Raw genomic sequence first — 25,819 nt, 5'->3', positions numbered from 1 at the left:
TGTGCCCACACGTATTACTTTTTCCACACTTTGGCTCGCGGTTCTGCTATTGGCGTGCCTGTGGCCTTGCCACACGGCGATGGCCCAAACAGCCCCGCTTGGACGAGCGCCAATTTATTGAAGAGCAGCGACTATTTGACAGAAAAAGTGTTTGACGCGGCGGGCAACCTGTACGAGGCGAGCAGCTTTGTTGGCACCATCAATATTGGCGGCACTACTCTTCAAAGCAAGGGCCTTTTCGATGCGTATGTGGCCAAATATTCATCCACTGGCGCCTTGCTGTGGCTACGGCAGCTAGGCTCGAGTACGGATGAGTCGATTGATGGTATCTGCCTCGATGCAGCAGGCAATGTTTATGTAGCCGGCGGCTTTACGAGTTCATTAGCAATCGGCAATGGCGTCATGCTCAACGGCCGCGGCTTCGCAACTAGTTTTCTGTCCTTCGTTATTCGCTATTCCTCACAAGGCACTCCCACTTGGGCTCAGCAAAACTCGAATTTTACGTCAGCGAATTCCTCTGCTCAGAAGGTAAACGTAGATGCAGCCGGTAATGTGGTCGTATTAGGTGGTTTTGACAATGATTTAACCATCGGCAACACTACTATCGAAACGACAGCCTTCGCCACTTATGGTACCTATATAGCTACTTTTTCCTCCGCTGGCGTGCCTCAGTCGTTGATACGGGCTTACGAGTATCTTCTCCTTCCCTCTCCCGCTATAAATCTCATTTACTTACCCACTGCGGTAATCGCGAAAGCCGGTGCTGTGTATGTAGTTAGCCAATTCGTTCCCGATGCTGTGTTCAATACAAACACTACGCTCCATTCCCGTGGTGGCGTGGATGTTTTGATAGCAAAGTACACTCCCTCAGGTGTTCTAGAGTGGGTACAGCAATTCGGCGGGGCCGACGATGATTTCGGCTTGGCGGCCGAAGTTGATGCAGCCGGCAACGTGTACATGGGGGGCGCTTTTAACAGTGCCATAAGTTTTGGTGCCACTACGCTCACTAGCAAAGGGAAACTCGACGGCTACCTAACCAAATACTCGCCACAGGGTGCTCCACTCTGGATACGCTCTTTCGGCAACTCAGGCATTGATATCGTGTTCGAAGTAGGATTGGATGCGGGCGACAACCCTTATCTAACTGGCCAATTCCAGAATCAGGTGATTCTTCCACCAGTATCCTTCACCGCAGTTGGCTCTACCGATGCCCTGGTAGCTGCTTACACGCCGCAGGGACAAGTACGCTGGGTGCATTCGGCAGGGGGTGCCGGCGATACCGGTGCTGGGTCAATGGGCTTCGATGCCCAAGGCGACATTTTAGTGACTGGGTATTTCTACGACTCATGCTCGTTCGGCTCCATTAAGCTCAATACTTCCGGCTCCTTAGAGCATTTTGTGGCCCGCTTGCACGACCCGACCGTAGTTCCCACAAAATCACTCAAGGGGCTATATCCTAACCCGGCCACCGACCTTGTGCACTTAGATGGCCTGCTCCCCGGTGCTAGCCTACAAATAATAGATGTGCTAGGCCGCGTTGTGCGCGAAATAACTCTGACGCCTGCAGCTACCTTTTCGGTACGTGGGCTGGCTGCCGGCCTTTACATTGTACGGGCCACCGATGCACAAGGTGAGCGGTTTCAGAGCCGCCTTGAGGTAGAATAAAGGTTATTGTTCCTCCTACTAGCCAACGAACCTACCACAGCCAGTTGTGGCAGGCTTCCATCTTTAAAGTTGTTGTAGCTTAAGCAAACGAAAAAGGCCCTTAGCGCATTGCTAAGGGCCTTTTTCGTGGCAACAGTTGTACTAAAGTGGCACTATCTAAACTGACCCATCCCGACACCAAATCCCTCCAAACAAGCCAGAAACAAACTTCTCAAAATCGCCTCATCCGTTAACGACAAACTAAATCCGTTAATAAAGGCCCAACTGTCCGATTTCCTGTCCGATGTCGGACACCCGTGAGTATCTTTAGAGTGGCAACTAATTCACTCTAAAACATGGCTAAAGTAACGTTTTTACTCTACAATCCCGCCGCCGATAAACCCACTCCAATCATCGCCTCCATCACTTTTGATGGCCAGCGGCACAAGGTTTACGTCGGCATTTCTATCCTGCCCAAGCAGTGGGATAAGAAAGAACAAAAGGCCCTCACCCGCGGGTATTCCCACACCAACAACAGCACGATAAACGACACGCTGGAGGACACTAGCGAGCGACTTTTGAAGTGCTACGACGACCACCGCGCCGTGGGCACGCTGCCCTCACTAGCTACCCTAAAAAAAGTAGCTGAGCCAGTCGAAGCCGAGCCACTGCCCGAGGCGGAAGCCACCAGCCCCGCGCCCACGCCCGCCGGCCCCGACTTCTTCACCACCTTCTCCGAGTGGATAGAAAGCCGCAGCCTTACCCAAAGTCCCAACACCCTGCGCACCTACCGCACCTCGCTGCGGCATCTGCGCGACCTGCAGCAGCTCGAAGGCTACGCCGTCGACTTCGCCACCGTGGGCAACGGCTTCGCGGAGCGCTTCGCCCGCTACCTGCTCACCAAGCGCAACCTCGTCGACAGCGCTGTGCACAAGAACCTGTTTCGGCTCAAGCACTTTCTAAATTGGGCCCTCGACAACGGCTACCCCGTCATCGCCGACCCCAAGAAATTCAGCTGGCAGCACCGCGAGCCCGACATTCTCACCCTCACCCGACAGGAGGTGCAGCGCCTGGCCGACCTCGACCTGAGCGCCCGCCCAGCCCTCGACAACGCCCGCGCCCTGTTTCTGGTGGGCGTCTACACCGGCCTGCGCTTTTCGGATGTTGCGGCCCTGCGCCCCGAGCACATCCAGGCCGACCGCCTGCGCGTCACCACGCAGAAGACCCGCCTCACGGTCACAGTGCCCGTGCGACCAGAGGCGCGCCCGCTGCTGGCCCGCGTCACCGAAGGCACCCTGCGCCCATTGGCCAACCAGAAGCTAAACGGCCACCTCAAGGAGCTGGCCCGCCTCGCCGAAATCGACGCGCCCACCGAACGGGTGCGCTATGCCGGCGGCCAGCGGCGCGCCACCACGGCGCCCAAGTACGAGTTTGTCACCACCCACACCGCCCGCCGCACCTTCGTCACCTTGGCGCTGGAGGCCGGCGTGCGCCCCGAGGTGGTCATGCGCATCACCGGCCACAAGAGCCTCTCGGCGTTCCGGCGCTACGTCAATATCACCGAGGACACTATGCTCGATGAGTTTTCCCGTGCCTTTGCTTAACCGGCCTCTGCGGCAGCTATGCGCCAGTATTCTCTCCCATCCGACGCGCTGCCCGCCGAAGTGGGTGACGCCTACGAAAGCCTCCTGCACGCGCTGAGCGACTGGCTCGGCGCGCCCGGCCCGTTCGCTTCTACCAACCTAGCCGACTACTTCGAAGACCACCTGGCCAGCTTCGACGCGCCCGAAGGACGCATCCGCTACCTCTGCCGGCTCACGCTGCAGGGCGGAATCAACGGTGAGGCCTACCCCGAAGCCGCTATGGAGCTGGTTCAACTGCAGGCCGAATTCCGCGCCTTCCCCGGCTATACTGACACCGACCTGGACCTGTATTTCGACGAGTACTACTACTCCTGGCTGGCCGTGCGACTCACTGAAGCCCTGTGCGAGTACACCGGCCGGGCCCGCCTGCGCGGGGCACGCGCCAGCCTCCGCGCCGAGTGGGAGTCCCTGCCGCTCACCCGCCTGCAGTACCGCCCCACCGACGCCAACACCATCCAACTGCTACGCTTCCTGTTTGTGGTGTTGGTGCCCTTTGCCCAAAACAACCGCATCCGCAGCGTCCGGAGCGTAACGGAAGAAGTTGTGCAGGAAGCACGCGCTGCCGTCACCAAGCCCCAACGCCCCGCCCCACTGCCCCTCTCTTCCAATGTAGCCACGCTGTGTTCCGGCAGCTTCAAACCTGCCGACCTGCGCGCCCTGCTCACCGCCCTTGGCGTGCTCGATGTCAACACCGGCCACTGGCAGCTCGGCGAGCTCAAAGGCAAGGCCGCCGCGCCCCTGAGCGCCTTCCCTGCCGCCTACCGGGCCCTTTTTGAAGCCAAGCTCATGCTATTCGCCGACGCTCCCGTGTATCGCAAGGCGTTCGAGGAAGAATTCCACGTCAAGTTCAGTGACCGCCTCGCCACCTTCAAAGACGGCAGTGGCAGCGCCCGTTTCCAGGATTACTTGGTTGAAGCCCGCCGCTGGATTACCATCTGGAAAGCTTCCGACTCCAAGCTTTAGCACTGGTAGCAAGCCATAAACTGTTGGGCCAAACCCTGGCAACAGCCCGACGTTTTCCGCCGACTTGAATTCTATTCACCGTTTTCTCGTACTCTCGTTTCGCGGTAGCCTGTTAATATCTCGTTATTATTAGGAGCAACTGCCAGTTAGTGAATGGCATCTGCGGGGCTGCGGCGGGGGGCGGTGGCGTGGCCGTCACCGGCGGTTCGGTCGGCGGCTGGGTAGCTGTGCCAGGCTTTTGTTCGCAGCCGGCCAGCGCGACCGTCAGCAGCGCGATTAAGGAAAAGTTTCGCATCAGCGGGTCAACAGGTTGTGGGCGTCGAGCCAGTTTTTCAGGCGTTCGGTCCAGTCGTCTTTGGTGGTTTTGTTGCGCGGGCCGAACCCGTGGCCGCCGTAGGGGCAGAAGTGCAGCTCGACCGGCACGCCGTGGCGCAGGCAGGCTTGGTAGAACACCCGGCTGTGTTGCACGGACACGGTGTTGTCGTCCTGGGCGTGTGCGAGGAAGGCGGGCGGGGTCTGGGCCGTCACCTGGCGCTCGGCCGAAAACCGCGTCAGGTAGGCCGGGGTTGGGTTCTCGCCGAGCCGGTTGGTGCGCGAACCCGGGCGGGCCAGGCCGTCGGCGAAGCTGATGACCGGGTAGAGCAGGGCCAGAAAAGCGGGCCGCCGGGCCCACAAGCCAGTAGCGGTCCTGATAAAGAAAAGGGCGCGTTCTCGGGCTTTTACCGTTGCTTCCGTTCACGGCAAAGCACGGCCGCCTACTTGGTCCTTTTCAGGGTGACCTTCTTCACTTCCCCGTCTTTGTCGATGGTTATTATTTTTTCCACCAATACGCCGGCACCCACGGTTACTCCATAGCTTCTGGTCATATCGGTGGTGCCTTGGTAGCTACCGTTTACGTAATGGTCGGTCTGGCCCACGACATCGGTCTGGGTAGCCTGGTGCACATACCCAAAGCTGGTATAGATAAAATATTTGCCTGGCATCAAATTGTCGAACACATATTTTTGTCCTTCGCCAATCTTATGGAATTTCATGCACTCAACGGCTTCGTTGGGAATTAGCAACGACTTGCCACGGTTACGCTGTTTTTTGAATTCCTTCAGGTATTCTTGAAAATACGCGGTATAAGGCATTAATGCCACTTCGGTTCCCGCACGTGCGTATTGCTTTTCGTTCGTATTCAAAATGGACACCCCTGGTATCAATGTGCCTTGGTTGTCTCGGGCGAATACCTCTCCGGTAATAGTAGAACTGCCCGCAGTAAGCATTCGCACCGCTTCTTCTTTGTTGAGCTTGTTGTTTGGGCTTGGCGTAAAGACTTGGGCGTGAGCATAAAAGCTCATCGACAAGGCGCAGGACAGGAAAGCGAAGGTTGTTTTCATGGGGGGTGTTTTTGGGGTGGTTTGTTTGTTTTTAGCTCTCGGGTTGAACATTAAGATTGTCAGACAACCAGAAAAGGGCGCGTTCTCGGGCTTTTACCGTTGCTTCCGTTCACGGCAAAGCACGGCCGCCTATAACGTCTTTTTCAAGTTAACCTCCTTCACTTCCCCGTCTTTGTCGATGGTCACCAGCTTTTCTACCAATGCGTCCCCACTCATGCCGACTCCATAGCTGTTGGTTATGTCGCTGGAGCCTTGGTAGCTGCCGTTTACGTAATGGTCGGTCTGACCTACAACGTCGGTGCGAGTGGCCGTGTGAACATAGTCAAAACGGGTGTAGAGAAAATACGTGCCCTCCTTCAACTTGTCGAACAGGTATTTTCCGCCGCTGCCGCCAACCTTGGTGATTCTCATGCACTCAAGGGCTTCGCCAGAAAGGTTCAACGGCTTGCCACGTTTACGTTGTTTTTTGGATTCCTCCAGGTACTCTTTAAAATACGCGGTATAAGGAATTAATATTACTTCGGTTCCCGCAGGCGCGTATTGCTTTTTGTTTATATTCAAAATGGCTATCCCTTTTATGGCGCTTTGGTTGTCTCGGGCGAATAATTGTCCGGTAATGGAAGAACTGCCCGCAGTAAGCATTCGCACCGCTTCTTCTTTGTTGAGCTTGTTGTTTGGGCTTGGTGTAAAGATTTGGGCGTGAGAACATAAGCTCATCGACAAGGCGCAAAACAGGAAAGCAAAGGTTGTTTTCATGGGGGGTGTTTTCAGGATGGGTTGTTTTTAGTGCTAGGGCGGGCTGAGGGAGTTGTTCCCAATACCCCGGCCCACACCTACTCAAAAAGGGCAGCTCAAAAGTATCAGAAAAAGAGACGATTCCAAGAGGTTTTTGCCAAAAAGGGTGCTGATTGCACCGGGCCGCCGGAAAAAGCCGGGAACTGTTCCCCATTGGGTGAACCGGGCGCGGCTAGCAGTGGCAGCCAGGACCCGCGCCGCAGGTCCCGTCGGCTTGCCCAGGACTTTCTGGGGTGGTGCTGTCAACCCGTCAGCACTGAGCGTGTCGGAGCGTTTCTGCCGCTTCGTCAGAACGCTCCAACGAAGCGGCCGAGCTGCTGCGGCAAACGGACGCCCGATGAGCAGCACGCCCCCTCGCTTTGGTGAACCTCAGCAGCCACCCATTCCCAGGGGCCTGAGCACCGCTATTATGTTGGGCGATTTTAAGAAACTCGTCTACGAATCAAAGTTCACGAAACTGCAAAAGGAGATGAGTTTCGTGAACTCCCATCCTGTACATTTCCGTGGCCGCCGCTTCCTGTAAACTACATGTAGAACAGGCCGCGCACCTTTGGGCTCATATATTAGCAGGGCTTGCGTTTGTCCGAGCCGGCTTGGTCAAACGCAAACGTCAACATAATCCTGCCATCTGCTGGTGGGTTTCGCGGAAAACCCGAACAACACCCGCCCAACCCCCACGCCAGCCAATGAATGCCAGCCCGTTTCATGCGGGCTTACTACCATTTCATGCGGGATTCGTGCGCGTTTCATGCCGCCGATTGACCCCGCATGAAAACCGAGTTCCCTTTGTGCCGTCGCTGGACAACACCCCCAGCGCTGCCTCACATGGAGCCTTTCATCCTTAGCCCCGTCCCCTACGCCCAGCTGCTCGAAGACCTCCGGGCCATCATCCGGCACGAAACCGCGCAGCAGCAAGCCTCCGCATTCCCAGCCGAGCCCAACGCCGGCGCTGACCTGCTCACCGTGCAGGAAGCTGCCGAGTTGCTCGACGTCTGCCCCCAGACCATCCACGAGTGGAAGCGCCGCGGACTGCTCACCTATCACAAGATGGGCCGCCAGCTCACGCTCATCGACTTCAAAACCACCAGCAGCCCTGACCTGGGCCACTTCCTCACCACCATCGAGAAGTACGACTACGACCGCCAGGCCGCTCTTTACCTCGACGTGCTCGGGGCCACGCGCTTCCTCATCATCGGTGTGCAGAAGAAAGCCCCGCACAACGTTTGGCGCGTTGAGCTAACGGGCACGCCCGGCCTCATCGAGCAGGGGCGCAAAAAGTATGCTCGCCTGCTTAAAGCATTTTGGCAGCAGGGGCGCCCCGTCGTGTCGGCTGTATTGGGCCCACCTACGCAAGCCCGGACCCATGATTTTCAGCCGAGCATAGATTAATTTCTGCTCTTATAGTATGACTCGCGAGCTGTTTTTCTTCCCCGCACTGAACGTTGTCATTTGGTCAGGCCATTCATCCGCTGGGCGCGGCAATTCTGGTGCTGAGAACGACGGACCGCGCCCTCTCCGAAAAAGGCTACGCGGTTCAGCTCGGCATTGAAGGTTGCCAAAATCGAAGGTCAAGGCCCGCCAGCGGCCGCCTAGCAGGCTTCTATTTCTTTGCGCCGCTGGTGGAAGCGGAGCCAGCCGGTCAACATGACCAAGGCGGCCGCCGCCACGGCTCCGTAGCCGAGCATCCCGGCGCGGACCGGGTAGAGCTGAATAATTGCCAGGCCAAACCCAAGCATGGCCAAGCTGGTGCGCACGTAGGTCAGAAAGGTGCGCTCGTTGGCCAGCCGGGTGCGCTGCAGCGCCAATCGGTCGGATAAGGAAAGGGCGTCGGGCATAGCAGCGGAAGAAAGCCAAGTTGCCGGGCCACGCGGCCCAGCAAGCGCAATACGTTTCCTGCGCCACCAGGGCTGCCACGGGGGGGGTACCAGCATCATTGCGCGCCGGCCCCATGCCTAAATCGGCGCCGCAAGATGGCCCGTTCGTGGCCTCTCGCTAGTTGGTCAACAACAGCTGCACGGCCTGCTTGCCCCCGGCCCGCAGGGTCAGCCACCGCTGCAGGCGCTGCTGCTCGGCCGCCGGCAGGGGCTTGGCGGTGCGCACCGATACCACGACGGTGGTGTCGGCCCGAAGCGAATCGGCCGCCGGGCGCACCACGCCGCTCAGGCCCAGCTGGCGCACCGCGGGGTGCTCCACCTGCACTTCGCGCAGCAGGGCGGGGGCGGCGGGCAAGCCGGTTAGGGCCGGGTTGTTGCCCTGGGTGAGTACCCGCTGGAGCTGGGCCAGGCGGGCGTCGTAGCCGGCCATGGTTTGCTCGTTGCGGCTGCGCACGTCTTCGAGCAGGGTGTTGCGCATGGACTGGGCGTCGGCCGAATCCAGCTGGGCCAGGCCCTGGCGCACCTTGAGCTGGGCCTTGGGGATGCGGTAGCGGGCCAGCTGGCTCCGGGCCTGGCGCAGCTGGGCCCGCGTCAGCGGTTCGCCCGTCAGCAGCACGTTGATGGTGCGGGCGTCGGCCTCGATGCGGCGCGTGACCACGAACGTGCCCGGCAAGTTGAGCTGCTCGTCCACGAACTGCTGGGCGTTGTGGGCAAACACGGTGCGCTGCACGATGCGCGCCGCCAGGTACACGCTGGGACCGGCCGTGAGCAGGGCCACGGCCCAGATGGCCAGCTGCACTCGCCGGGCCCGCGGCCGGCTCACGAACGTGTGGTGCGGCAGGGGCAGGATGCGGGCCACCAAAAACGTGGCCAGACTGATGAATACACTGTTGATGAAAAACAAGTACAGCGCCCCGAACAGGTAATCCCAGTGGGCCGTAGCCAGCCCATAGCCCGCCGTGCACAGCGGCGGCATCAGGGCCGTGGCAATGGCCACGCCCGGGATGGTATTGCCCCGCGAGCGGCGCGTGAGGCCCACCGCGCCGGCCGCGCCGCCAAACAAGGCAATGAGTACGTCCCAGGTGGTGGGCTGGGTGCGGGCCAGCAGCTCGGAGCCCGCGTCGGTGAGCGGCGTGAGCCGGAAGTACAGGGTCGAGACAACCAGGCTGATGCCCGCCGCGATGAACAGGTTTTTCAACCCCCGCTTGATGAGGTTCACCTCCACCGTCGCGGCCCCGAACCCGATGCCCACAATGGGCCCCATGAGCGGGGAAATGAGCATGGCCCCGATGATGACGGCCGTCGAGTTGACGTTGAGCCCCACCGAAGCGACCAGAATGGCGAACATGAGCACCCACAGGTTGGTGCCTCGAAAGCTCACGCCCTCTTCCACGTTGGCCACGATGTCGGCCGGGTCGGCCATGTCGTGCACCAGGTCAAACCGGTCGCGCAGCCAGCGGTAAAGGGGAAGGTTCATAGGCAAGAGAGCAATGGATACCCGTACGCTAGGTGTGGTGTTTGGACCGGAAAAATATCAACTTGTCGGCAAACTACCCAACGGCTGGCTCCTGCGACTTCAGCGGCCCTGCCGCCAGCGTTGTCAACAAAGCCCGCTGAATTAGGGTATACCCCTTTCCAACTCGTACCCGCCTATTGATGGAATTATACAACACCCTGGCCCTGCTCATCGTCATTGCGGCCGTTTTCGGCTACGTCAACCACCGCTTTCTGAAGCTGCCCGGCGCCATTGGGCTGATGGTGCTGGCCCTGGTCTCGTCGCTGTTGGCCATCGGCCTGGGCAAGCTCGGGGTGCATTGGGTGCTGGCAGCGGGCGAGCACCTGCGCGGCCTCGACTTCCACACCGTGCTCATGCAGGTGATGCTAAGCTTTCTGCTCTTCGCCGGCTCTTTGCACGTCGACGTGCGCGCCCTGGGCAAGGAAGGCGTGGCCGTGGGCGCCATGGCCACGGCCGGCACGCTGCTGTCCACGGCCCTGGTGGGCACGGCGTTCTACTACCTGCTGCCCTTGTTCGGGCTACCTACCGACTTCATCTACTGCCTGCTGTTCGGGGCCCTCATTTCCCCCACCGACCCCATTGCCGTGCTGGGCATCCTCAAAGAAGCGCGCATCGACAAGCGCCTGGAAATCCGCATCGTGGGCGAGTCGCTCTTCAACGACGGCATTGCCGTGGTGGTGTTCGTGAGCATACTCCAGGTAGCGCAGTTTGGGGCCGGGCAGGCCACGCCCGCCGTGATTGGCAAGCTGTTTCTGCAGGAGGCGGTGGGCGGCCTCGCTTTGGGGGTGGCGCTGGGCTACGCCGGGTACTGGGCCCTGCGCAGCATCGACCACTACCAGGTGGAGGTGATGATAACCCTGGCCCTGGTGATGGGCGGCACGGCCCTGGCCACGCAGCTGCACACCTCCGGCCCGCTGGCCATGGTGGTGGCGGGCCTGATTGTGGGCGACCAGGGCCGGGAGCTGGGCATGTCGGACCTGACCCGCGAGTACCTGGACAAGTTCTGGGAGCTGCTCGACGAAATCCTCAACGCCATTCTGTTCGTGCTCATCGGGCTGGAAATGCTGGTGCTCGATATCAGCCGCACGACCCTGCTGGTAGGTTTGGTGGCCATCGTGGTGGTGCTGCTGGCCCGCTGGGTGTCGGTGGGCCTGCCGCTGGTGCTGCTCAAGCGCTTTTACCCCTTCGACCGCCAAACCCTGCGGGTGCTCACTTGGGGCGGGCTGCGGGGCGGCATCTCCGTGGCCCTGGCCTTGTCCTTGCCCGAGTCCATGCCCCGCGACCTGATTGTGGGCGTCACCTACGTGGTAGTCATTTTCAGCATCATCGTGCAGGGCCTGAGCATTGGGCCGCTGGTCAAAAAGCTGGGGCTGAGCACCGGGGAGGCCCCAGAAGAAGCCAGCCACTAACCGCTCGCATCATGAACCGACTCCGCGCCCTGTGGCAAAATGTCAACGCCAGCCTGTGGTTCGTGCCTACCTTGATGGTAGCCGCCGCCATCGGGCTGGCGTTTGCGCTGGTGTTCCTGGACGCGGGCATGAGCCACGACTGGGTGCCGGACTATCCGCTGCTGTTCGGGGCCGGGTCCGACGGTGCCCGGGGCATGCTCACGGCCATTGCCGGCTCCATGGTCACGGTGGCTGCCCTCATCTTCTCCCTGACCCTGAGCACGCTGGCGCAGGTGTCGAGCCAGTACACCTCGCGGGTGCTGCGCAACTTCATGGCCGACCGGGCCAATCAGCTGGTGCTGGGCTTTTTCGTCAGCATTTTCGTGTACTGCCTGATAGTGCTGCGCACCATCCGTGGCGGCGACGAAGGCGGCTTTATTCCTTCGCTGGCCGTGTTCATGGGGCTGGTGCTGGCCTTGGTCAGCATCGGGGTGCTGCTATTCTTCATCCACCACATGGCCACGGCCATTCAGGCGTCTACCATCATCCGCCACGCCACCGAGGAAACCCACAAGGCCATCGGGCGCCTGTTTCCCGAAGAACTGGGCGAGGAAGCCGGCCCGCAGCAGGCGCAGGACCTGCTGCGCCAGGCCGGGGAACTGCGCTGGCAGCCGGTGCCGGCCCGGGCCACGGGCTACGTGCAAAGTCTGGACGAGAAAGCGCTGCTCGTCCTGGCCCGCCAGCTGGCGGGCGTGGTGCGCCTGGAGCACGGCATTGGCGGCTTCGTGGCCCGCGGTGCGGCCCTGGTCAGCGTGGCGCGGTACGAGCAAGCAACCGTAACGCTGACCGAGGAACTGACCAAGCAACTGACCGACTGCTTTAGTCTGGGCAGCCAGCGCACCATCGAGCAGGACGCCGGCTTTGGCCTGCGGCAGATTGTGGACATCGCCCTCAAGGCCCTCTCGCCGGGCATCAACGACACCACCACGGCCATCATCGGCATCGACCACTTGGGCGCCCTGCTCGCGCAACTGGCCGACCGCCGCTTCGAGCAGCAGTTGCGGGCCGACCAAGCCCGGGTCCGCGTCATCGCCGTGCGCCCCACGTTTGCCGGATACGTGGCCACCGCCTTCGACCAGATACGCGGCAGCGCCGACGGCAACGTGGCCGTGTACCTGCGCCTGCTCACGGCCCTGGCCACCATCGGGCAGCGCACCCACGCCCCGGAGCGCCGCCGGGACCTGCGCCAGCAAGCCGACCTGATTGCCGAAGCCGCCCGGCGCACCCTGGCCACGGACTACGAGCGCGAGCAAGTGCGCGAGCGGCTGGAGCAGGTGCTTCCGCGCTTGGCCGACTAGCAGCTGCGCGAATCCCCGCATCGGCGCGGGACTTCTAGGCTTCTTGCAGCCAGGCCCCGGCTTGGTCCAGGTCGCTGAAGACGGCTACCTGCAGGCGCTGGCGCAAGCCTTCTAGCACGGTTTCGGTGTGCAGGCGCCGGGCCGGGTCCGGCGTGGGCAGCGCCGCGTAGCGCGCCAGGGAAGTAGCGGCGACCGTTTCGGGCAGCCACTGCGTGAGCAACCACTGCTGGTCAGCGGGGTTGGGGGCCGAAGGCATGGCTTGATGGTCGGCCAGAATGGCTTTCAGCTTGTGCCGCTGCAAGAGGTTGCGGGCGTGCACGTACAGGGCCCGAAACTCACCGCTGGTCAGCGGCGCCCCCGACCAGTGCAGGTACACGTAGGCTTGGGGCACGAAATCAACCGAGCCCACGGCATTGGAAAAATAAAAACGAGTCGGAAGCACGCGAGTAAAAGAAGACGAAGAAGCTCCCTTACGTGTAAAGGCGCTGCTTAGCCGCAAACCCGGCTATTGGGAACGTTCCGGCTGTTCCGCGGCAGGGGGGCGGGGTACTTCTGCCCGCGCCGGGGGCACGTCGCCCGGGCCGGCGGGCCAGCCTTCCCGCTGTTGCTTCCGGTTCCCGTCGGTCGCTTCGGTTTGGTCGTGCCACAGAATCTGGCGGGTGGGAAAGGGCAGGTCGATGCCATTAGCCGAGAGCTTGTTTTTGATGGCTTCGAGCACCTTGTCCTGCGCATCGAGCACGTCGGCCTGCCGGGGCGGGTCCACCCACCAGCGCGCCCGGATGTTCACGGAGCTTTCAGCCAAATCCATCACCAAGGCTTCGGGAGCGGGGTCCTGCATCACGCCCGGCACCTCACGCATGGCTTCTAACATCAGCTCCCGGGCCCGGGCGATGTCGTCGCCGTAGCCGATGCCCACGTCGTACTGCAGGCGGCGCTTGTCGTAGGCCGTGTTCACGGTGATGGCGTTGGTGAACAGCTCGGCGTTGGGGATGATGACGCGGCGGCCGTCGTAGGTTTTGATGGCCGTGGCCCGGGTCTGAATGTCCTCCACCGTTCCCTCGAAGTCTTTGTACTTAATCTGGTCGCCAATGCGGAAGGGCTCGGTAAACAGCAGCAGGATGCCGGCCAGAAAGTTCTGAAAGATGTCCTTAAAGGCAAAGCCGATGGCAATGCCGCCCACGCCCAACGCACTCACCAAACTCGCCGGCGTGAAGCCCGGCAGCACGATGGTAACCGTGACCAGCACCCCCAGGATGAGCGTGGCCACGTAGGCCAGCCGGCTCAGCAGCACGGAGAGGTTATAGTTGTCTTTTTTGCTGCGCGTTACGCGCTGCACCAGGGCCCGCACGCCCCGGGCCAGCAGCATAAACCCCACGAACACCACCAGCCCAAACACAATGTTGGGCAGGGCCAGCATCAGGTCATGGCCAATCTGGTTGAGCTTCTGCCAGGCAAGTGAAAAATCCATAGCGGAGATTGAAAGTTAACAACAGCTAGCCTATGCCCAGCCACGGGTGCCGGCAGGCTTCCTCGCACCATGTGCAGAGCCGGCGCTCTCGTATCAGGGTGGTTCAGCGTGCCAATCCTGGGCAGCTTGAGCAAGGGAACAACCTTTTATACCCCGCATCGGGGCAAAGGTTGAGACGCGCTACTCTTGAAAATCTACTCATCCGGCTGCCTGGGGGCAACGGGGGCGGTGGGCAGCGGCGCTTGCCGCAGCTCGGCGCGCAACTGGCGCACCTCCTCGTGTAGGGCTGCCACGGCGGCCGCGCCAGCCACTTCGGCCTGCGGGTTCTCGGCATCGCGGCCCATGAAAAACGTAGCCAGCGTGGCCGTGAAGTAACCGAATACCGCAAAGCCGTAGAGCGCCAGCAGCAAGCACAGCGCCCGGCCCTCGGCGGTGCGGGGCCAGTACTCGCTGCCCATGCTGGTGAGCAGCATGGCCGTCCACCACAGAGCTTCGGGGTAGGTGCGCAGACCGTCCGGCACGTCTTTCTCGAAGGCGTACATGCCCGCCGCGCCCACCAGCAGCACCAGGGCCGACAGGCCGAGCACGTAGCCCACGCCGCGCCGCCCAAAGCTGGCGGCCAGCGCCTTCATGCCCCGGTTCAGTGAGCCGACCACCTTCACCAGCCGCAACCCGCGCACGGCCCGCGCCGCCCGAAACACCCGCGCCAGCCGAAACAGCCGCAGGGCCGGCACCAGCAGGGAAATCAGGGTGATGACGTTGCTTTTCAGGAACGCCAGCTTCTGCGGGGCCAGGGTGAACTTGAGCAGAAAATCCAGAATGAAAATCACCCAGATAACGGTTCCCAGTAGTTCCAGCGTCGACGACAGGCCCCAGACGAGCTCGACGCCCAGCAGCACCAGCCAGCCGAAGCCCAGCACCAGCAGGGGCGTTTCGAGCCAGTCCGTGAGTTGCTGCAGAAGCTGGTACCGCTCCAGCTGAAGTTGCTGCTTGTCGGGGGTTGATGGAGGCATCATGGAGGGGACTGCACATTGAGATACCAACCAGCTTACGCCTCCTGCTAAGCCGGGTTAACGTCCGTCAGGATAAGGCCAGTTGCGGCGCTGGGAAGTGGCTAGTCGAACGAGCAGTGCCCAAGCCTTGTAGTCGCTTACTTGCTCAGGCGCCTTTTTCCGCACCTCGCTCCCCCTTCCGCCGTGCATCTGAGGCTGGTCGCCTGAGCAGGTTATCCGTTATAGGTGCTCACCCTATCCTTTCTCGTTGGCAACCTTCCAAATCTTCCAGAGCAGCGCCAGTACTGGTACCGCCTGCGCGCCGACAACGGCGAAATTGTCCAGTCCAGCGAAGGCTATACGGCCAAAGCCAGCTGTGAAAACGGCATCCGCGCCGTGAAAGCAAATTGTCAGCCCCACCGCTTCGAGCCCTTCTTCACCGCCGGCCAGTACGGTTTTAACCATGTGGCTGCCAACGGCGAAATCATCGGCCGCAGCGAGTAATACGCCACCGCACAGGCCCGCGACATCCAGGTCGTGATACAGGAAGCGTCTGGGGCATCGGCTTCATGGTACACATGGCGCTCGACTACCTGGGGTGTCTACCGCTGGGAGTGCACGTGCCCTGAAAACGTGCCACAAAGCTAATTGAGCGTTGGCCCCTGCTTGCGGTATCTGTAACCCCGCTACCCCTTGCTGGCGTGGCCAGCCACCGGTCAGACGTTCTGCGGCCGGCAGACCGCCTGCCACCCTTTACCACGGTTACTTCGGTCAGCCACTCAAAAAAGCAGCGAACCATTTGGTTCGCTGCTGATGCGCTGATAAAGAACTGGATGTAACCAGCACCTCTGACTCTGGGAGGCGCCTAATACTTTTTGTTGGCCAGCAGGAAATCCTGGAGCATCTTGATTTCCATCTTCTGGTCAGTGATGATTTGCTGTGCCAGTGCCCGGGTGGCGTTTTCGCGGCCGAATTTGAGCAGGGCCTCCGAGTTCCCAACGGCGCCCTGGTGGTGGTCAACCATGAGTTGGGCGAAGTCGAAGTCCGGGTCGCCGGTGAGGGGACGCAAGTCCACAGCTTTCTGCATCTGCATCATGTTCATCATCTGCAGGGCCCCGAACTCGGGTACGGCCGGGAGGCGGGGCGGGTGGCCGGCCAAAAACGCCTGAAACTGCCTAATCTCGGCCTCCTGCTTGGTGATGATGGACTGCGCCATAGCCTTCATCTCGGCACTTTTGCCGCTTTTCAGTTCTTCCTGGCTGTTCTTTATGGCCGACTGGTGGTGAATTATCATCATGGAAGAGTAGTCGTTGTCCGGGTCGCCGGTCTTGGGCATGGCTTCCATCATAGCCATCGACTCGTGCATGTTGCGCATGTATACGCTCTCGTCGTGTCCAATTGTGTTCAGGCCGTTGTTGTCGTCGTCTTTGCTGCAGCTGCTGGTGCCGAGCGTGAGGGTGGCGCCCAGCAGGAGTAGTGCAAGGCGGGGAAATCGGAGGAGCTTATTCATACGGTTGTAGATTGATGAAAAGGATATTACAGCGGATTTTGCCTGCCTGAGTTACGCGCAGTTGCCGGGCAGAGTTCCTGCCGGCGGCGCCCGCCCGGGCCAGCTATTTCTGGCTTCCCGATGCCTGGGGCCCGGTTTTCAGCTCCCTTGCGCCACCCCTAAACCCCGAATTGTGTTGGTCGGGAACCCGAATCTTGTCACAACATTCCGCCCTAAGAAGTAGTAAGCTCTACCGTTATCAACCTTCTTTTCACCAACCCATTTCCCGCCATGCACGCCCAAAACCAAGCCCTCCTCGACGCCCTCAACGCCTGCATCGCCGCCTGCGAGCACTGCGCCTCGTCCTGCCTCAAAGAGGAAGACGTGAAGATGATGGCCGGCTGCATCAGCATTGACCGTGACTGCGCCGACATTTGTGCTCTCACCGCCCGCCTGGTAGCCCGCGGCTCCGAGCACGCCCAGCACCTGATGCGCGAGTGCGCCGAAATCTGTGGCAAGTGTGCAACCGAGTGCGAAAAGCACGGCGCTCACATGGACCACTGCCGCGAATGCGCCGAAGCCTGCCGCCGCTGCGAGCAGGCCTGCCGCTCGGCTATGCAACAGGGCTAGCCTATACATAACGCCACTGACTAACCGTCAGCAGCCCCGGTCCGATAGAGCGCCAGTTTCATCACCGGACGCCGTCCCTCATTGCGACGTCTGGTGATGAATCACATAGCGGTGACTGAGTGTTGCCCGCGGGACTCCCCGGCACACTTCACTTTCACCTACGGCGTGCTGTACAACTGCCCCGTGCACCCCGCAGTACTGACGAACGAGCCCGGCGACTGCCCTAAGTGTAAAATAGCGCTAAGCGGGAAAAGCTAGCGGTCAGGGCTTATTTTTTACTTAACCCAATTGTTCTGGCCAAGTGGCATTCGGTTTTTCTTAATCGGCCGGGGCCTTAGCAGTGCCTAGGGCTGTCAAATCTTACCAGGTGGGCGTAGGAATTCTATTACAACCCCTGTTTGCCAGCCCCGTACATTTGTGGCACCTACCAAATAGCCTTCCTCAGTAGTTGCCCTTCCCGTGCTTTGTTAGTGAAACGCCTCACCAGCTTCTTTCTGCTCTTTGCGTATCTGCTGTCCAGCCCCGGGCTGGTGTACAGCCTGCATTTCTGCGGGCAGGCGCTGACGGCTGTGACGGTAGCTGAGGACGCCGATAAGCACTGCTGCTGCCAGGACGCGGGCACGCCCGACTGTGGCTGCTGCCACGACCAGCAAGTAGTCAGTGGGGTTAAAGACCTCAAGCTCACGGCCACCCACTTCTTGCTGCAGGTGCCCGACGTGGCCCCGGCGCCAGCGGTACTGCAGCTAGTATGTCAACTCACCCAGCTGGCATACCCCACGGATGAGCCGGCCCCCAAGCTGGGCGCTCACGCCGCCCCGCCGCCCGATTGCCCGGCCTACGTGCGCGGACACGCCTTTCTGATTTAGTTGGTAAGACGATGCTCATTTCCCCCGGCCAGTCGGCTGTGGGGCTTTCGTGCGTGCTGCTACTTCTAGCAGGGCGCACCCGCGTCTAGCCAACAGGTCCGCCGATGTCCCCGCTTGGGGTTTCCGTCGCCCTGTGACGCTATCCATCTTCTTGCTGCTAATCAGATATGATTGAGCGACTCATCTCCCTATCTCTGCGGAACCGCTACCTCGTGCTGCTGCTCGCCGCCGGGCTCTTCGCCTGGGGCGCGTACTCGGTGCGCGAAAGTAAAATTGACGCCATCCCCGACCTGTCCGAAAACCAGGTCATCGTCTTCACCGAGTGGATGGGCCGCAGCCCTCAAATCCTGGAGGACCAGGTGACCTACCCGCTGGTGACCAACATGCAGGGCCTGCCCAAGGTGAAGTCCGTGCGCGGCACGTCCATGTTCGGCATGAGCTTCGTGTTCCTGATTTTTGAGGACGACGCCGACATCTACTGGGCCCGCGAGCGGGTGCTCGAGCGCCTCAACTACGCTCAGCGACTGCTGCCGGCCGGCGTCACGCCCACCCTGGGCCCCGACGGTACCGGCGTGGGCCACGTGCTCTGGTACACGCTCAAGGCCCCGGGCCTGGACCTGGGCGAGCAGCGCGCCCTGCAGGACTGGTACGTGAAGTTCGGTCTGCAAAACGTGCCGGGTGTTAGCGAGGTGGCCTCCTTTGGCGGCTTCCAGAAGCAGTACCAGGTGACGGTGGACCCCACCAAAATGACGTACTACGGCCTGACGCTGCCACAGGTGCTGGCCGCGGTGCGCAGCAACAACAACGAGGCCGGGGGCCGCAAGTTCGAGCAGTCGGGCGTGGGCTACATCATCAAAACCACGGGCTACATCCAGGATATGGCCACGCTGGAAAACGTGCCGGTCATCACCCAAGGCACCACGCCGGTGCGCATCAAGGACGTGGCCACGGTGCAGATGACGGGCGAGAGTCGCCTGGGCATCATGGACCTCGACGGCGAGGGCGAGGCCGTCGGCGGCATCGTGGTGATGCGCTACGGCGAAAACGCCGACGCTATGATAACGCGGGTCAAAGCCAAGATGGAGCAAATCCGGGCCGGTTTGCCCCCGGGCGTTTCGTTCCAACTGGTGTACGACCGCAGCGGGCTGATTCAGGACTCGGTGGATTCCATCAAGCACACCCTCATCGAAGAAATGGTGGTGGTGTCGCTGGTCGTGCTGCTGTTCCTGTTTCACTGGCGCAGCGCGCTGAGCATCCTGATTCAGATTCCCATTACGATTGCCACGAGCTTCATTCTGCTCAACGCCTTCGACATCTCCTCCAACATCATGTCGCTCACCGGCATTGCCCTGGCCATCGGCGTCATCGTCGACAACGGCATCGTGATGACCGAAAACGCCTACCGCAACCTAGCCGAGTACCAGGCTGGTGAAGCGGCGGGCGGCCCGCTGGACGCTGGCCCACCGGCTCCTTCAGCCACTCCCACCCAAACGTCATGAACGTCATGAACGTCATGCTGAGCTTGTCGAAGCATCTCTACCGCAGCAGTAACTCAATCGAAGCAACGAGGCGGTAGAGATGCTTCGACTGCGCTCCGCTCCGCTCAGCACGACAGCCTTTTTCGGTTGCCGATTAGCCGGAACCGACTACCAAAATCAACTCCCATGGATAACCAAAAGCGGCTCGACATCATTGAGTCCTCCAGCAAGCAGGTGTCGCGGGGAATCTTCTTCTCGACCATCATCATCGTCACCTCCTTTTTTCCGGTGTTTCTGCTCACCGGGCAGGAGGGCAAGCTGTTCCACCCGCTGGCCTGGACCAAGAGCTTCATCCTCATCATCGACGCCATCCTGGCCGTGACGCTGGCCCCGGTGCTCATCTCCTTTTTCCTCAAGGGCAAGTTCAAAACCGAGGACCAGAACCCGCTCAACCGCTTCCTGGAGCGCATTTATTCGCCCATGCTGCACTGGGTGATGCGCTGGCGCAAAACCACGCTGGCCATCAATATCCTGGCCTTGCTGGTCAGCATTCCGCTGGTCATGAGCCTGGGCACCGAGTTCATGCCGCCGCTCAACGAGGGCTCCATCCTGTTCATGCCCGTGGCCCAGCCCGACGTGTCGAACACGGAGATGAAGCGCATTCTGCAGGTACAGGACAAAATTATCAAACAGGTGCCGGAGGTGCTGAGCGTGCTGGGCAAGGCCGGCCGGGCCAGCTCGGCCACCGACAACTCGCCCATCAACATGATTGAAACCATCATTCTGCTCAAGCCCCGCGACCAGTGGCGCGCAGGCATGACCAAGGCCAAGCTGATTGACGAGATGAACGGCAAGCTCCAGATTCCGGGCGTGGTGAACGGCTGGACCCAGCCCATCATCAACCGCATCAACATGCTGAGCACCGGCATCCGCACCGACGTGGGCGTGAAGGTGTACGGCCAAAACCTGAACACCATCAATCAGGTGTCCAACCAAGTCAACGCGGCCCTCAAAGGCGTGCCCGGCGTGGAAGACCTGTACGTGGAGCCCGTGACGGGAGGCAAGTACCTGGAAATCGAGATGAACCGCCCCGAGCTGGCCCGCTACGGCCTGACCGTGGACCAGGTGAACGAGGTGGTGGAATCGGCCATCGGCGGGGCGCCCATCGCCAGCACCGTGGAGGGCCGGCGCCGCTTCGCCATCAACGTGCGCCTGGCCCAGGACTACCGCAACAGCCTGGCCGACCTGCGGCGCATCCCCATCCAGAGTGCCGGCTTCGGCCCGGTGCCTTTATCGGCCGTCACCACCATCCGCTACGCCGAGGGCCCGCCCATGATAAGCTCGGAAAACGCCCAGCTCCGTGGCGCGGTGCTCTTCAACGTGCGGGGCCGCGACCTGGGCAGCACTGTGAACGACGCCATGCAGAAGCTGCAAAGCCTGGAGAAGCAGCTGCCCCAGGGCTACTACCTGGAGTGGAGCGGGCAGTACGAGAACCTGATTAGCTCGCAGCGCACGCTCAAGCTGATTCTGCCGCTGGTGCTGGTGGTGATTTTTGGGGCGCTGTACTTCGCCTTCCACTCCGTGCGGGAGGCCTTTATGAGCCTCATCACCATACCCTTCGCCCTCATCGGCGGGGCCTACATGGTGTATTTCTACGGGGTGAATTTGTCGGTGGCGGTGGCCGTGGGCTTCATTGCCCTGTTCGGGCTGGCTGTGGAAACGGGCGTTATCATGGTCATCTACCTGAATGATGCCATGCAGCGGCTGGTGGCCGAGAAAGGCAATTCAGCTGAGACGATTACCAAACAAGACCTGCAGGAGGCCGTGTTTCACGGTGCTGCCAAGCGCCTGCGGCCCAAGCTGATGACCGTATCGGTGTCCTTGTTCGGCCTGGTGCCGGTGCTTTGGGCCACCGGCACGGGCTCGGACGTGATGCTGCCCATCGTGCTGCCCATGATAGGCGGGGTGTTCACCTCGGCCACCCACATTCTACTCGTCACGCCGCTCATCTTCCTCTACACCAAGGAATACGAGCTGCGCAAATTCGGAAAAATCGATGTTTTGGAAGTCACCCATTAATCGTCGCCCCATGAACTACTGGCTTAATCTATTACTGGTCGCCTCCCTGCTGGCGGTAGGCCCGCAACTGGCTCACGGCCAAAAGATGGGCAAGGACATGCACATGGCGGCCCCGAGCGCCCCGGTGCTGTCGCTCGACTCGGTGCTGCGGCGCGTCGAGCGCCGCAACCCCGCGGTGCAGCAGTATGCGTACCAGGCCCAGGCCAAGCAAGCGGCCGTGGCCGGCGCCAGCAGCTGGGAAGCGCCCAAGCTCAGCGCCGGCTACTGGATGACGCCCTATAACCAGCGCCCCATCCGGGAGATGAACAACGGGCAGGGCGAGGGCATGCAGATGGTGTCGGTGGAGCAGATGCTGCCCAACCCGGCCAAGCAGCGCGCCCGCCGGGCTTACCTGAGCAGCCAGGCCGCCGTGGTGCAGGCCGACCAGCAAAACGCCGTGGTGCAACTGCGGGCCCAGGCCAAAACCCTGTACGTGGAGCAGGCCGTGCTCACCAAAAAGCTGGCCGTGCTGGACGAAAACGAGGAGCTGCTGCGCTTCCTCATCAAGCTGGCCGAGGCGCGCTACTCCTACAACCAAGCCACGCTGCCCAACATCTACGACGCCAAGGCCCGGCTGGAAATGCACCTCAACGACCACCGGCAGGCCGCGGCCCGGGCTACGCAAAACCAGATTGCGCTCAACACGCTCATGAACCGGCCCCGCGGCGAGGCCTTTGCCGTGGACACCGCCGTGCTAGCGGCTGCAACCCTGGCGCTGGCGCCCACGGATACCGCCGCGCTGGCCGGTCGTCGCAGCGACATTCGCAGCCTGGACCGGGCCCTGACCACCGTGCGCCTGAGCCAGGACCTGGAAGCCAGCCGCCGCCGGCCCGACTTCGGCGTGCGCTACGACCACATGCGCGGGCTGGGCACGACGCCCAACCAGTTCAGCCTGATGGGCATGGTCACCATTCCGCTCGCCCCGTGGGCCGCCCGCGAGTACAAGGCCAACACGGCCGCCCTGGGCTTCGAGGCGCAGGCCCTGCGCAAGCAGCGCGAGGACGTGCTCAACGAAGCCAGCGGCCGGCTCGCCAGCCTGCAAACCGACCTCACCCTGCGCCGCGACCAGACCCGCGCCTTCGAGCGGCGCATCCTGCCGGCCCTGCGCCGCAGTTATCAGGCCACCATGCTGGCCTACGAGCAGAACACCGGCCAGCTCTTTCAGGTGCTCGAGGCCTGGACCGCGCTCAAGCGCACCCGGCTGGAATACCTCGACAACCTCCAGCAGCAACTCACGCAGCAAATCGACTATGAAAAAGAGCTGGAACAATAGCCCGCGGCGGGCCCGGCTCGCACTCCTGCTGGTGCTGCCCCTGGCGCTGGTACTCGGCGCCTGCGGGACCGACCAAAAGCCGACGGACGCAGCCCTCACTACCGAGGCCCAGGCCGGAGACGTGTACACCTGCCCCATGCACCCGCAAATTATTCGTGATACACCCGGCGACTGCCCCGTTTGCGGCATGGCCCTGGTGAAAAAGCCCAAAGCCGGCGGCACCCAGGCCCCGGCCAGCGCCAGCCTGCAAAACCTGCTCAAGTCGCCCGATGCGACGGTGGTTTCCACCCAGGCCACGGTGTACCCCACTGCCGGTGCCCCGGACCTCACGCTCACGCTGACCGGCCGGGTGGAATACGACACCCGCCGCGCCGAAGTCATTGCGGCCCGCTTCGGGGGGCGGATAGAAAAGCTGCTCGTGCGCTTCAACTATCAGCCCGTCACCAAGGGCCAGAAACTGCTAGAGCTCTACAGCCCCGAGCTGGTGACGGCCCAGCAGGAGCTCATTTTCATCCTCACCCAAGACGCCGAGAACCGGACGCTGCTACGGGGCGCCCGCCAGAAGCTGCGCCTGCTCGGGCTCACCGATGCGCAAATCAACCGCACCATCGCCACTCGCAAGCCCACCTACAGCGTGGCCATCTACAGTCCCTACACCGGGTACGTGGTCGAGCAGCCGGCCCAGCCCGGGGCGGCCCTGCCGCCGCCCTCGGCCCCGGCTGGTGGTGGCATGGGCAGTGGGGGAGGCGACCCCATGGGCGGGAGTGCCCCGGCCATGCGCAGCGCCGCGGCCGCGGCCCCCATGCCGGCCGAAGCCGGGCTCACGCTCACCGAAGGCGCGTACGTGGCGATGGGCCAAACCCTGTTTCGGGTGGTCAACACCCGGCAGGTGTGGGGCGTATTTGAGCCCCGCCCCGACGAGCTGGCGGCCCTGCAGGTGGGCCAAGCCATTCGGGTGCTGCCCGAAAACAACCCAGTGCGGGCGAGAACGGCGCGCATTGACTTAATAGAGCCCTTTTTCCGCAAGGGTGCCCGCACCGGCGCCGTGCGGGTGCACCTGAATAATGCCGACGAGCGGCTGCGCAGTGGCGCCCTGCTTACGGGCACCGTCAACGTGCCGGCCGCCGGCGGGCTGTGGCTGCCCCGGGCCGCGGTGGTTGATTTGGGCAATCGCCAGGTGGCATTCGTGCGCCGCGGCGGGGCCTTCCAGGCCGTAACGGTGCAGACCGGCCGCCGCAGCGCCGACCGGGTGCAAGTCCTGCAGGGCGTAAGCGCGCAGGACGCCGTGGCCGCCAACGCCCAGTTTCTGGTCGATAGCGAAGGGTTTGTGCAAACCGCTCGAACCCTGACGGGCGCTCAGCCTGCCGCCTCAACCTCAGCCAAAACCGACTACCGCGATGAATAAGCCTCTTAACTTGCTTACCCGCTGGACCCGGGGCCGCTTGCTGGCCTTCGCGCTACTGGCGGCCCTGCTGACCTTCGGGGCCGGGGCTTGCCAGAAATCCGCGCCTGAGGACGCCCATGCCCACGACGGCGCCAGCACCTACTACACCTGCCCCATGCACCCGCAAATCGTGCGTGACGAGCCGGGCAAGTGTCCAATCTGCACCATGGACTTGGTAAAAGCCACCAAGCAAGCGGCAAAGCCGACCGCTTCCACTCAGTCCGTGACCGCCTCATCGGCGGCACTCACGCACTACATGTGCCCCATGCACCCGCAAATCAGCCGCGAGCAGCCCGGCAAATGCCCCATTTGCAGCATGGACCTCGTCAAGGCGACCAAGGCCGCGGCGGCGGCTCCAACCCCGTCCGGGGCCGCCGCCGCGCCGGAGGTGATGCTCAGCGCGCAACAGCGGCAACTGGCGGGCATCCGCGTAGCCGCGTTGGGTGGCGTCGGCAGCCCCGCCGGTACGGCCTCGGGCACCACCGTGCTCACAGGCACCGTCACCGCCGACGCCAACCAGACCCGTACGGTGAGCAGCCGGGTAGCCGGGCGCGTGGAGCGCCTGTTCGTGCGCCAGACCGGCGAGGCCATCCGCGCGGGGGCCCCGCTGGTGTCCATTTACAGCGAGCAGTTGCAAGCCTTGCAGCAGGAGTACGTGCTCAGCTTGGCTCAGCAGCGGGCCGTGGGTCCGGGCGGGAACCAGTACGGCCGCCTGGTGGCCAGCGCCCGCCAAAAACTGCGGCTGCTGGGTCTTACCGAGGGCCAACTACGCACCCTGGCCGCCACGGGCCGGCCGACTGCGTCGTTGACCTTTTACAGCCCGCAGGCGGGCTTGGTGCAGGCCGTAGGCGTGACGGAAGGGCAGTACGTGGGCGAGGGCACGTTATTGGTTTCGCTCACCAACCTTTCCTCCGTCTGGGTTGAAGCCCAGCTCTACCCCGAGGAAGTAGCCGGCGTCGAAATGGGCCAGTCCGTGCAGGTACAAGTCGCCGGGCTGCCCGATGCCTACACCGGCCGGGTGGTCTTTCTAAGCCCGGAACGGCAGGCCAACAGCAAGGTGACCCTGCTGCGCGTGCAAGTGCCCAACCCCGGCGGGCGGCTGCAGCCCGGCATGCAGGCCAACGTGCGCCTGTCCATGTCCAGTCGGGGCAACACCGCAACCGCCCAAACCCTAACCCTGCCCCAGGACGCGGTGTTGCGCGACAGCCGCGGCAGCTACGTGTGGCAGCAAGTGGATGCTGCTGGCCGCTTCCGCCGCCTCAAGGTCACCACGGGCGCCGAAACCGACGAGACCGTGGCCATCACCGGGGGCTTGGCCGCCGGCGCGCAGGTCGTGGTCAGCGGAGCTTACCTACTGGAAAGCGAGTACGCGCTGTACCAAGGCACCGACCCGATGGCGGGCATGGACCCCAACATGAAAATGTAAGCAGCGGCCTTTCGGTCCCATCCATGTAAGCATCCATTCTTATTTTACTCACAAAAAACCGTTCTGGTGCTG

The 25,819-nt window shown here is 62.0% G+C and carries 23 protein-coding genes and 1 pseudogene; 15 read left to right on the top strand and 9 right to left on the bottom strand.

Annotated elements, in window-relative coordinates; translation table 11 throughout:
• Positions 1 to 30: 30 nt before the first annotated feature.
• The 3 genes from ABD837_RS03085 (at position 31) to ABD837_RS03075 (ending at position 4,250) form a co-directional block, all read left to right on the top strand.
• On the top strand, positions 31 to 1,665 hold the full coding sequence (locus ABD837_RS03085; protein ID WP_345050150.1) for a T9SS type A sorting domain-containing protein: 1,635 nt from the start codon (positions 31 to 33) through the stop codon (positions 1,663 to 1,665).
• Positions 1,666 to 2,000: 335 nt separating this feature from the next.
• A complete protein-coding gene (locus ABD837_RS03080) occupies positions 2,001 to 3,248 on the top strand; it encodes a site-specific integrase (protein ID WP_345050148.1) in 1,248 nt (415 codons plus the stop codon).
• An 18-nt stretch (positions 3,249 to 3,266) separates the two neighbouring features.
• A complete protein-coding gene (locus ABD837_RS03075; RefSeq protein ID WP_345050145.1) occupies positions 3,267 to 4,250 on the top strand; it encodes a hypothetical protein in 984 nt (327 codons plus the stop codon).
• Positions 4,251 to 4,544: 294 nt separating this feature from the next.
• Here ABD837_RS03075 and ABD837_RS03070 read toward each other — a convergent pair whose 3' ends face one another.
• From ABD837_RS03070 to ABD837_RS03060, 3 genes are all read right to left on the bottom strand, one after another.
• Positions 4,545 to 4,925: an alpha/beta hydrolase gene (locus ABD837_RS03070; protein ID WP_345050144.1), complete on the bottom strand. Its 381-nt coding sequence runs from the start codon at positions 4,923 to 4,925 to the stop codon at positions 4,545 to 4,547.
• A gap of 80 nt (positions 4,926 to 5,005) precedes the next feature.
• Positions 5,006 to 5,632: a hypothetical protein gene (locus ABD837_RS03065; protein ID WP_345050142.1), complete on the bottom strand. Its 627-nt coding sequence runs from the start codon at positions 5,630 to 5,632 to the stop codon at positions 5,006 to 5,008.
• A gap of 129 nt (positions 5,633 to 5,761) precedes the next feature.
• Entirely contained in the window at positions 5,762 to 6,388 is a 627-nt protein-coding gene (locus ABD837_RS03060) for a hypothetical protein (RefSeq protein WP_345050141.1), read from the bottom strand.
• Between the two features lie 864 nt (positions 6,389 to 7,252).
• On the opposite strand from ABD837_RS03060, the gene ABD837_RS03055 reads away from it, so the two are divergent.
• Complete coding sequence (locus ABD837_RS03055) at positions 7,253 to 7,816, top strand: helix-turn-helix domain-containing protein (RefSeq protein WP_345050138.1); 564 nt, start codon at positions 7,253 to 7,255, stop codon at positions 7,814 to 7,816.
• A 200-nt stretch (positions 7,817 to 8,016) separates the two neighbouring features.
• On the opposite strand, the gene ABD837_RS03050 is transcribed toward ABD837_RS03055, so the two are convergent.
• Together ABD837_RS03050 and ABD837_RS03045 are read right to left on the bottom strand one after the other, a co-directional pair.
• Positions 8,017 to 8,262 carry a DUF202 domain-containing protein gene (locus ABD837_RS03050; protein ID WP_345050137.1) on the bottom strand — a complete coding sequence of 82 codons (246 nt, stop codon included), beginning with the start codon at positions 8,260 to 8,262 and terminating at the stop codon, positions 8,017 to 8,019.
• A 157-nt stretch (positions 8,263 to 8,419) separates the two neighbouring features.
• A complete protein-coding gene (locus tag ABD837_RS03045) occupies positions 8,420 to 9,778 on the bottom strand; it encodes a DUF389 domain-containing protein (protein WP_345050135.1) in 1,359 nt (452 codons plus the stop codon).
• Positions 9,779 to 9,957: 179 nt separating this feature from the next.
• On the opposite strand from ABD837_RS03045, the gene ABD837_RS03040 reads away from it, so the two are divergent.
• Positions 9,958 to 11,226, top strand: a complete 1,269-nt coding sequence (locus tag ABD837_RS03040) for a cation:proton antiporter (protein WP_345050133.1) — start codon at positions 9,958 to 9,960, stop codon at positions 11,224 to 11,226.
• 11 nt (positions 11,227 to 11,237) lie between these two features.
• On the top strand, positions 11,238 to 12,563 hold the full coding sequence (locus ABD837_RS03035; protein ID WP_345050131.1) for a DUF2254 domain-containing protein: 1,326 nt from the start codon (positions 11,238 to 11,240) through the stop codon (positions 12,561 to 12,563).
• Between the two features lie 34 nt (positions 12,564 to 12,597).
• Here the strand turns inward: ABD837_RS03035 and ABD837_RS03030 are convergent, their stop codons facing one another.
• From ABD837_RS03030 to ABD837_RS03020, 3 genes are all read right to left on the bottom strand, one after another.
• Entirely contained in the window at positions 12,598 to 13,005 is a 408-nt protein-coding gene (locus ABD837_RS03030; RefSeq protein ID WP_345050128.1) for a hypothetical protein, read from the bottom strand.
• 63 nt (positions 13,006 to 13,068) lie between these two features.
• The gene (locus tag ABD837_RS03025; protein WP_345050126.1) at positions 13,069 to 14,031 is read right to left on the bottom strand and encodes a mechanosensitive ion channel family protein; all 963 of its coding nucleotides are present in this window, start codon (positions 14,029 to 14,031) and stop codon (positions 13,069 to 13,071) included.
• 194 nt (positions 14,032 to 14,225) lie between these two features.
• A complete protein-coding gene (locus ABD837_RS03020; protein WP_345050123.1) occupies positions 14,226 to 15,047 on the bottom strand; it encodes an ion transporter in 822 nt (273 codons plus the stop codon).
• A gap of 222 nt (positions 15,048 to 15,269) precedes the next feature.
• Here ABD837_RS03020 and ABD837_RS03015 point away from each other — a divergent pair, with 222 nt between their 5' ends.
• Positions 15,270 to 15,527: a YegP family protein gene (locus ABD837_RS03015; protein WP_345050121.1), complete on the top strand. Its 258-nt coding sequence runs from the start codon at positions 15,270 to 15,272 to the stop codon at positions 15,525 to 15,527.
• A gap of 361 nt (positions 15,528 to 15,888) precedes the next feature.
• On the opposite strand, the gene ABD837_RS03010 is transcribed toward ABD837_RS03015, so the two are convergent.
• Complete coding sequence (locus tag ABD837_RS03010; RefSeq protein WP_345050118.1) at positions 15,889 to 16,533, bottom strand: DUF305 domain-containing protein; 645 nt, start codon at positions 16,531 to 16,533, stop codon at positions 15,889 to 15,891.
• A 270-nt stretch (positions 16,534 to 16,803) separates the two neighbouring features.
• Here ABD837_RS03010 and ABD837_RS03005 point away from each other — a divergent pair, with 270 nt between their 5' ends.
• The 8 genes and pseudogenes from ABD837_RS03005 (at position 16,804) to ABD837_RS02975 (ending at position 25,747) form a co-directional block, all read left to right on the top strand.
• Positions 16,804 to 17,142, top strand: coding sequence for a four-helix bundle copper-binding protein (locus ABD837_RS03005; protein ID WP_345050117.1), 339 nt, complete (start codon positions 16,804 to 16,806; stop codon positions 17,140 to 17,142).
• Between the two features lie 96 nt (positions 17,143 to 17,238).
• Positions 17,239 to 17,400 carry a heavy metal-binding domain-containing protein gene (locus ABD837_RS24935; protein WP_425554288.1) on the top strand — a complete coding sequence of 54 codons (162 nt, stop codon included), beginning with the start codon at positions 17,239 to 17,241 and terminating at the stop codon, positions 17,398 to 17,400.
• A gap of 212 nt (positions 17,401 to 17,612) precedes the next feature.
• Positions 17,613 to 18,008 (top strand): HYC_CC_PP family protein, encoded by a 396-nt coding sequence (locus tag ABD837_RS03000; RefSeq protein WP_345050114.1) that lies wholly within the window; start codon positions 17,613 to 17,615, stop codon positions 18,006 to 18,008.
• 167 nt (positions 18,009 to 18,175) lie between these two features.
• Positions 18,176 to 19,435, top strand: a pseudogene (locus tag ABD837_RS02995) (efflux RND transporter permease subunit); the annotation flags it as partial.
• A gap of 237 nt (positions 19,436 to 19,672) precedes the next feature.
• Complete coding sequence (locus ABD837_RS02990; protein ID WP_345050109.1) at positions 19,673 to 21,565, top strand: efflux RND transporter permease subunit; 1,893 nt, start codon at positions 19,673 to 19,675, stop codon at positions 21,563 to 21,565.
• Positions 21,566 to 21,575: 10 nt separating this feature from the next.
• A complete protein-coding gene (locus ABD837_RS02985) occupies positions 21,576 to 22,877 on the top strand; it encodes a TolC family protein (RefSeq protein WP_345050107.1) in 1,302 nt (433 codons plus the stop codon).
• The gene (locus ABD837_RS02980) at positions 22,855 to 24,282 is read left to right on the top strand and encodes a heavy metal-binding domain-containing protein (RefSeq protein WP_345050105.1); all 1,428 of its coding nucleotides are present in this window, start codon (positions 22,855 to 22,857) and stop codon (positions 24,280 to 24,282) included. Before ABD837_RS02985 ends, ABD837_RS02980 begins: the two co-directional genes overlap by 23 nt.
• A complete protein-coding gene (locus ABD837_RS02975) occupies positions 24,275 to 25,747 on the top strand; it encodes an efflux RND transporter periplasmic adaptor subunit (protein ID WP_345050103.1) in 1,473 nt (490 codons plus the stop codon). The genes ABD837_RS02980 and ABD837_RS02975 overlap by 8 nt, the downstream gene beginning before the upstream one ends.
• The last annotated feature ends 72 nt before the right edge of the window (positions 25,748 to 25,819 follow it).

Source organism: Hymenobacter glaciei (genome assembly GCF_039539585.1).
In the GTDB taxonomy this organism is placed as follows: Bacteria; Bacteroidota; Bacteroidia; order Cytophagales; family Hymenobacteraceae; genus Hymenobacter; species Hymenobacter glaciei.
The sequence above is the reverse complement of the archived record's forward strand: the minus strand, read 5'-3'. Positions and strand labels throughout refer to the sequence as shown.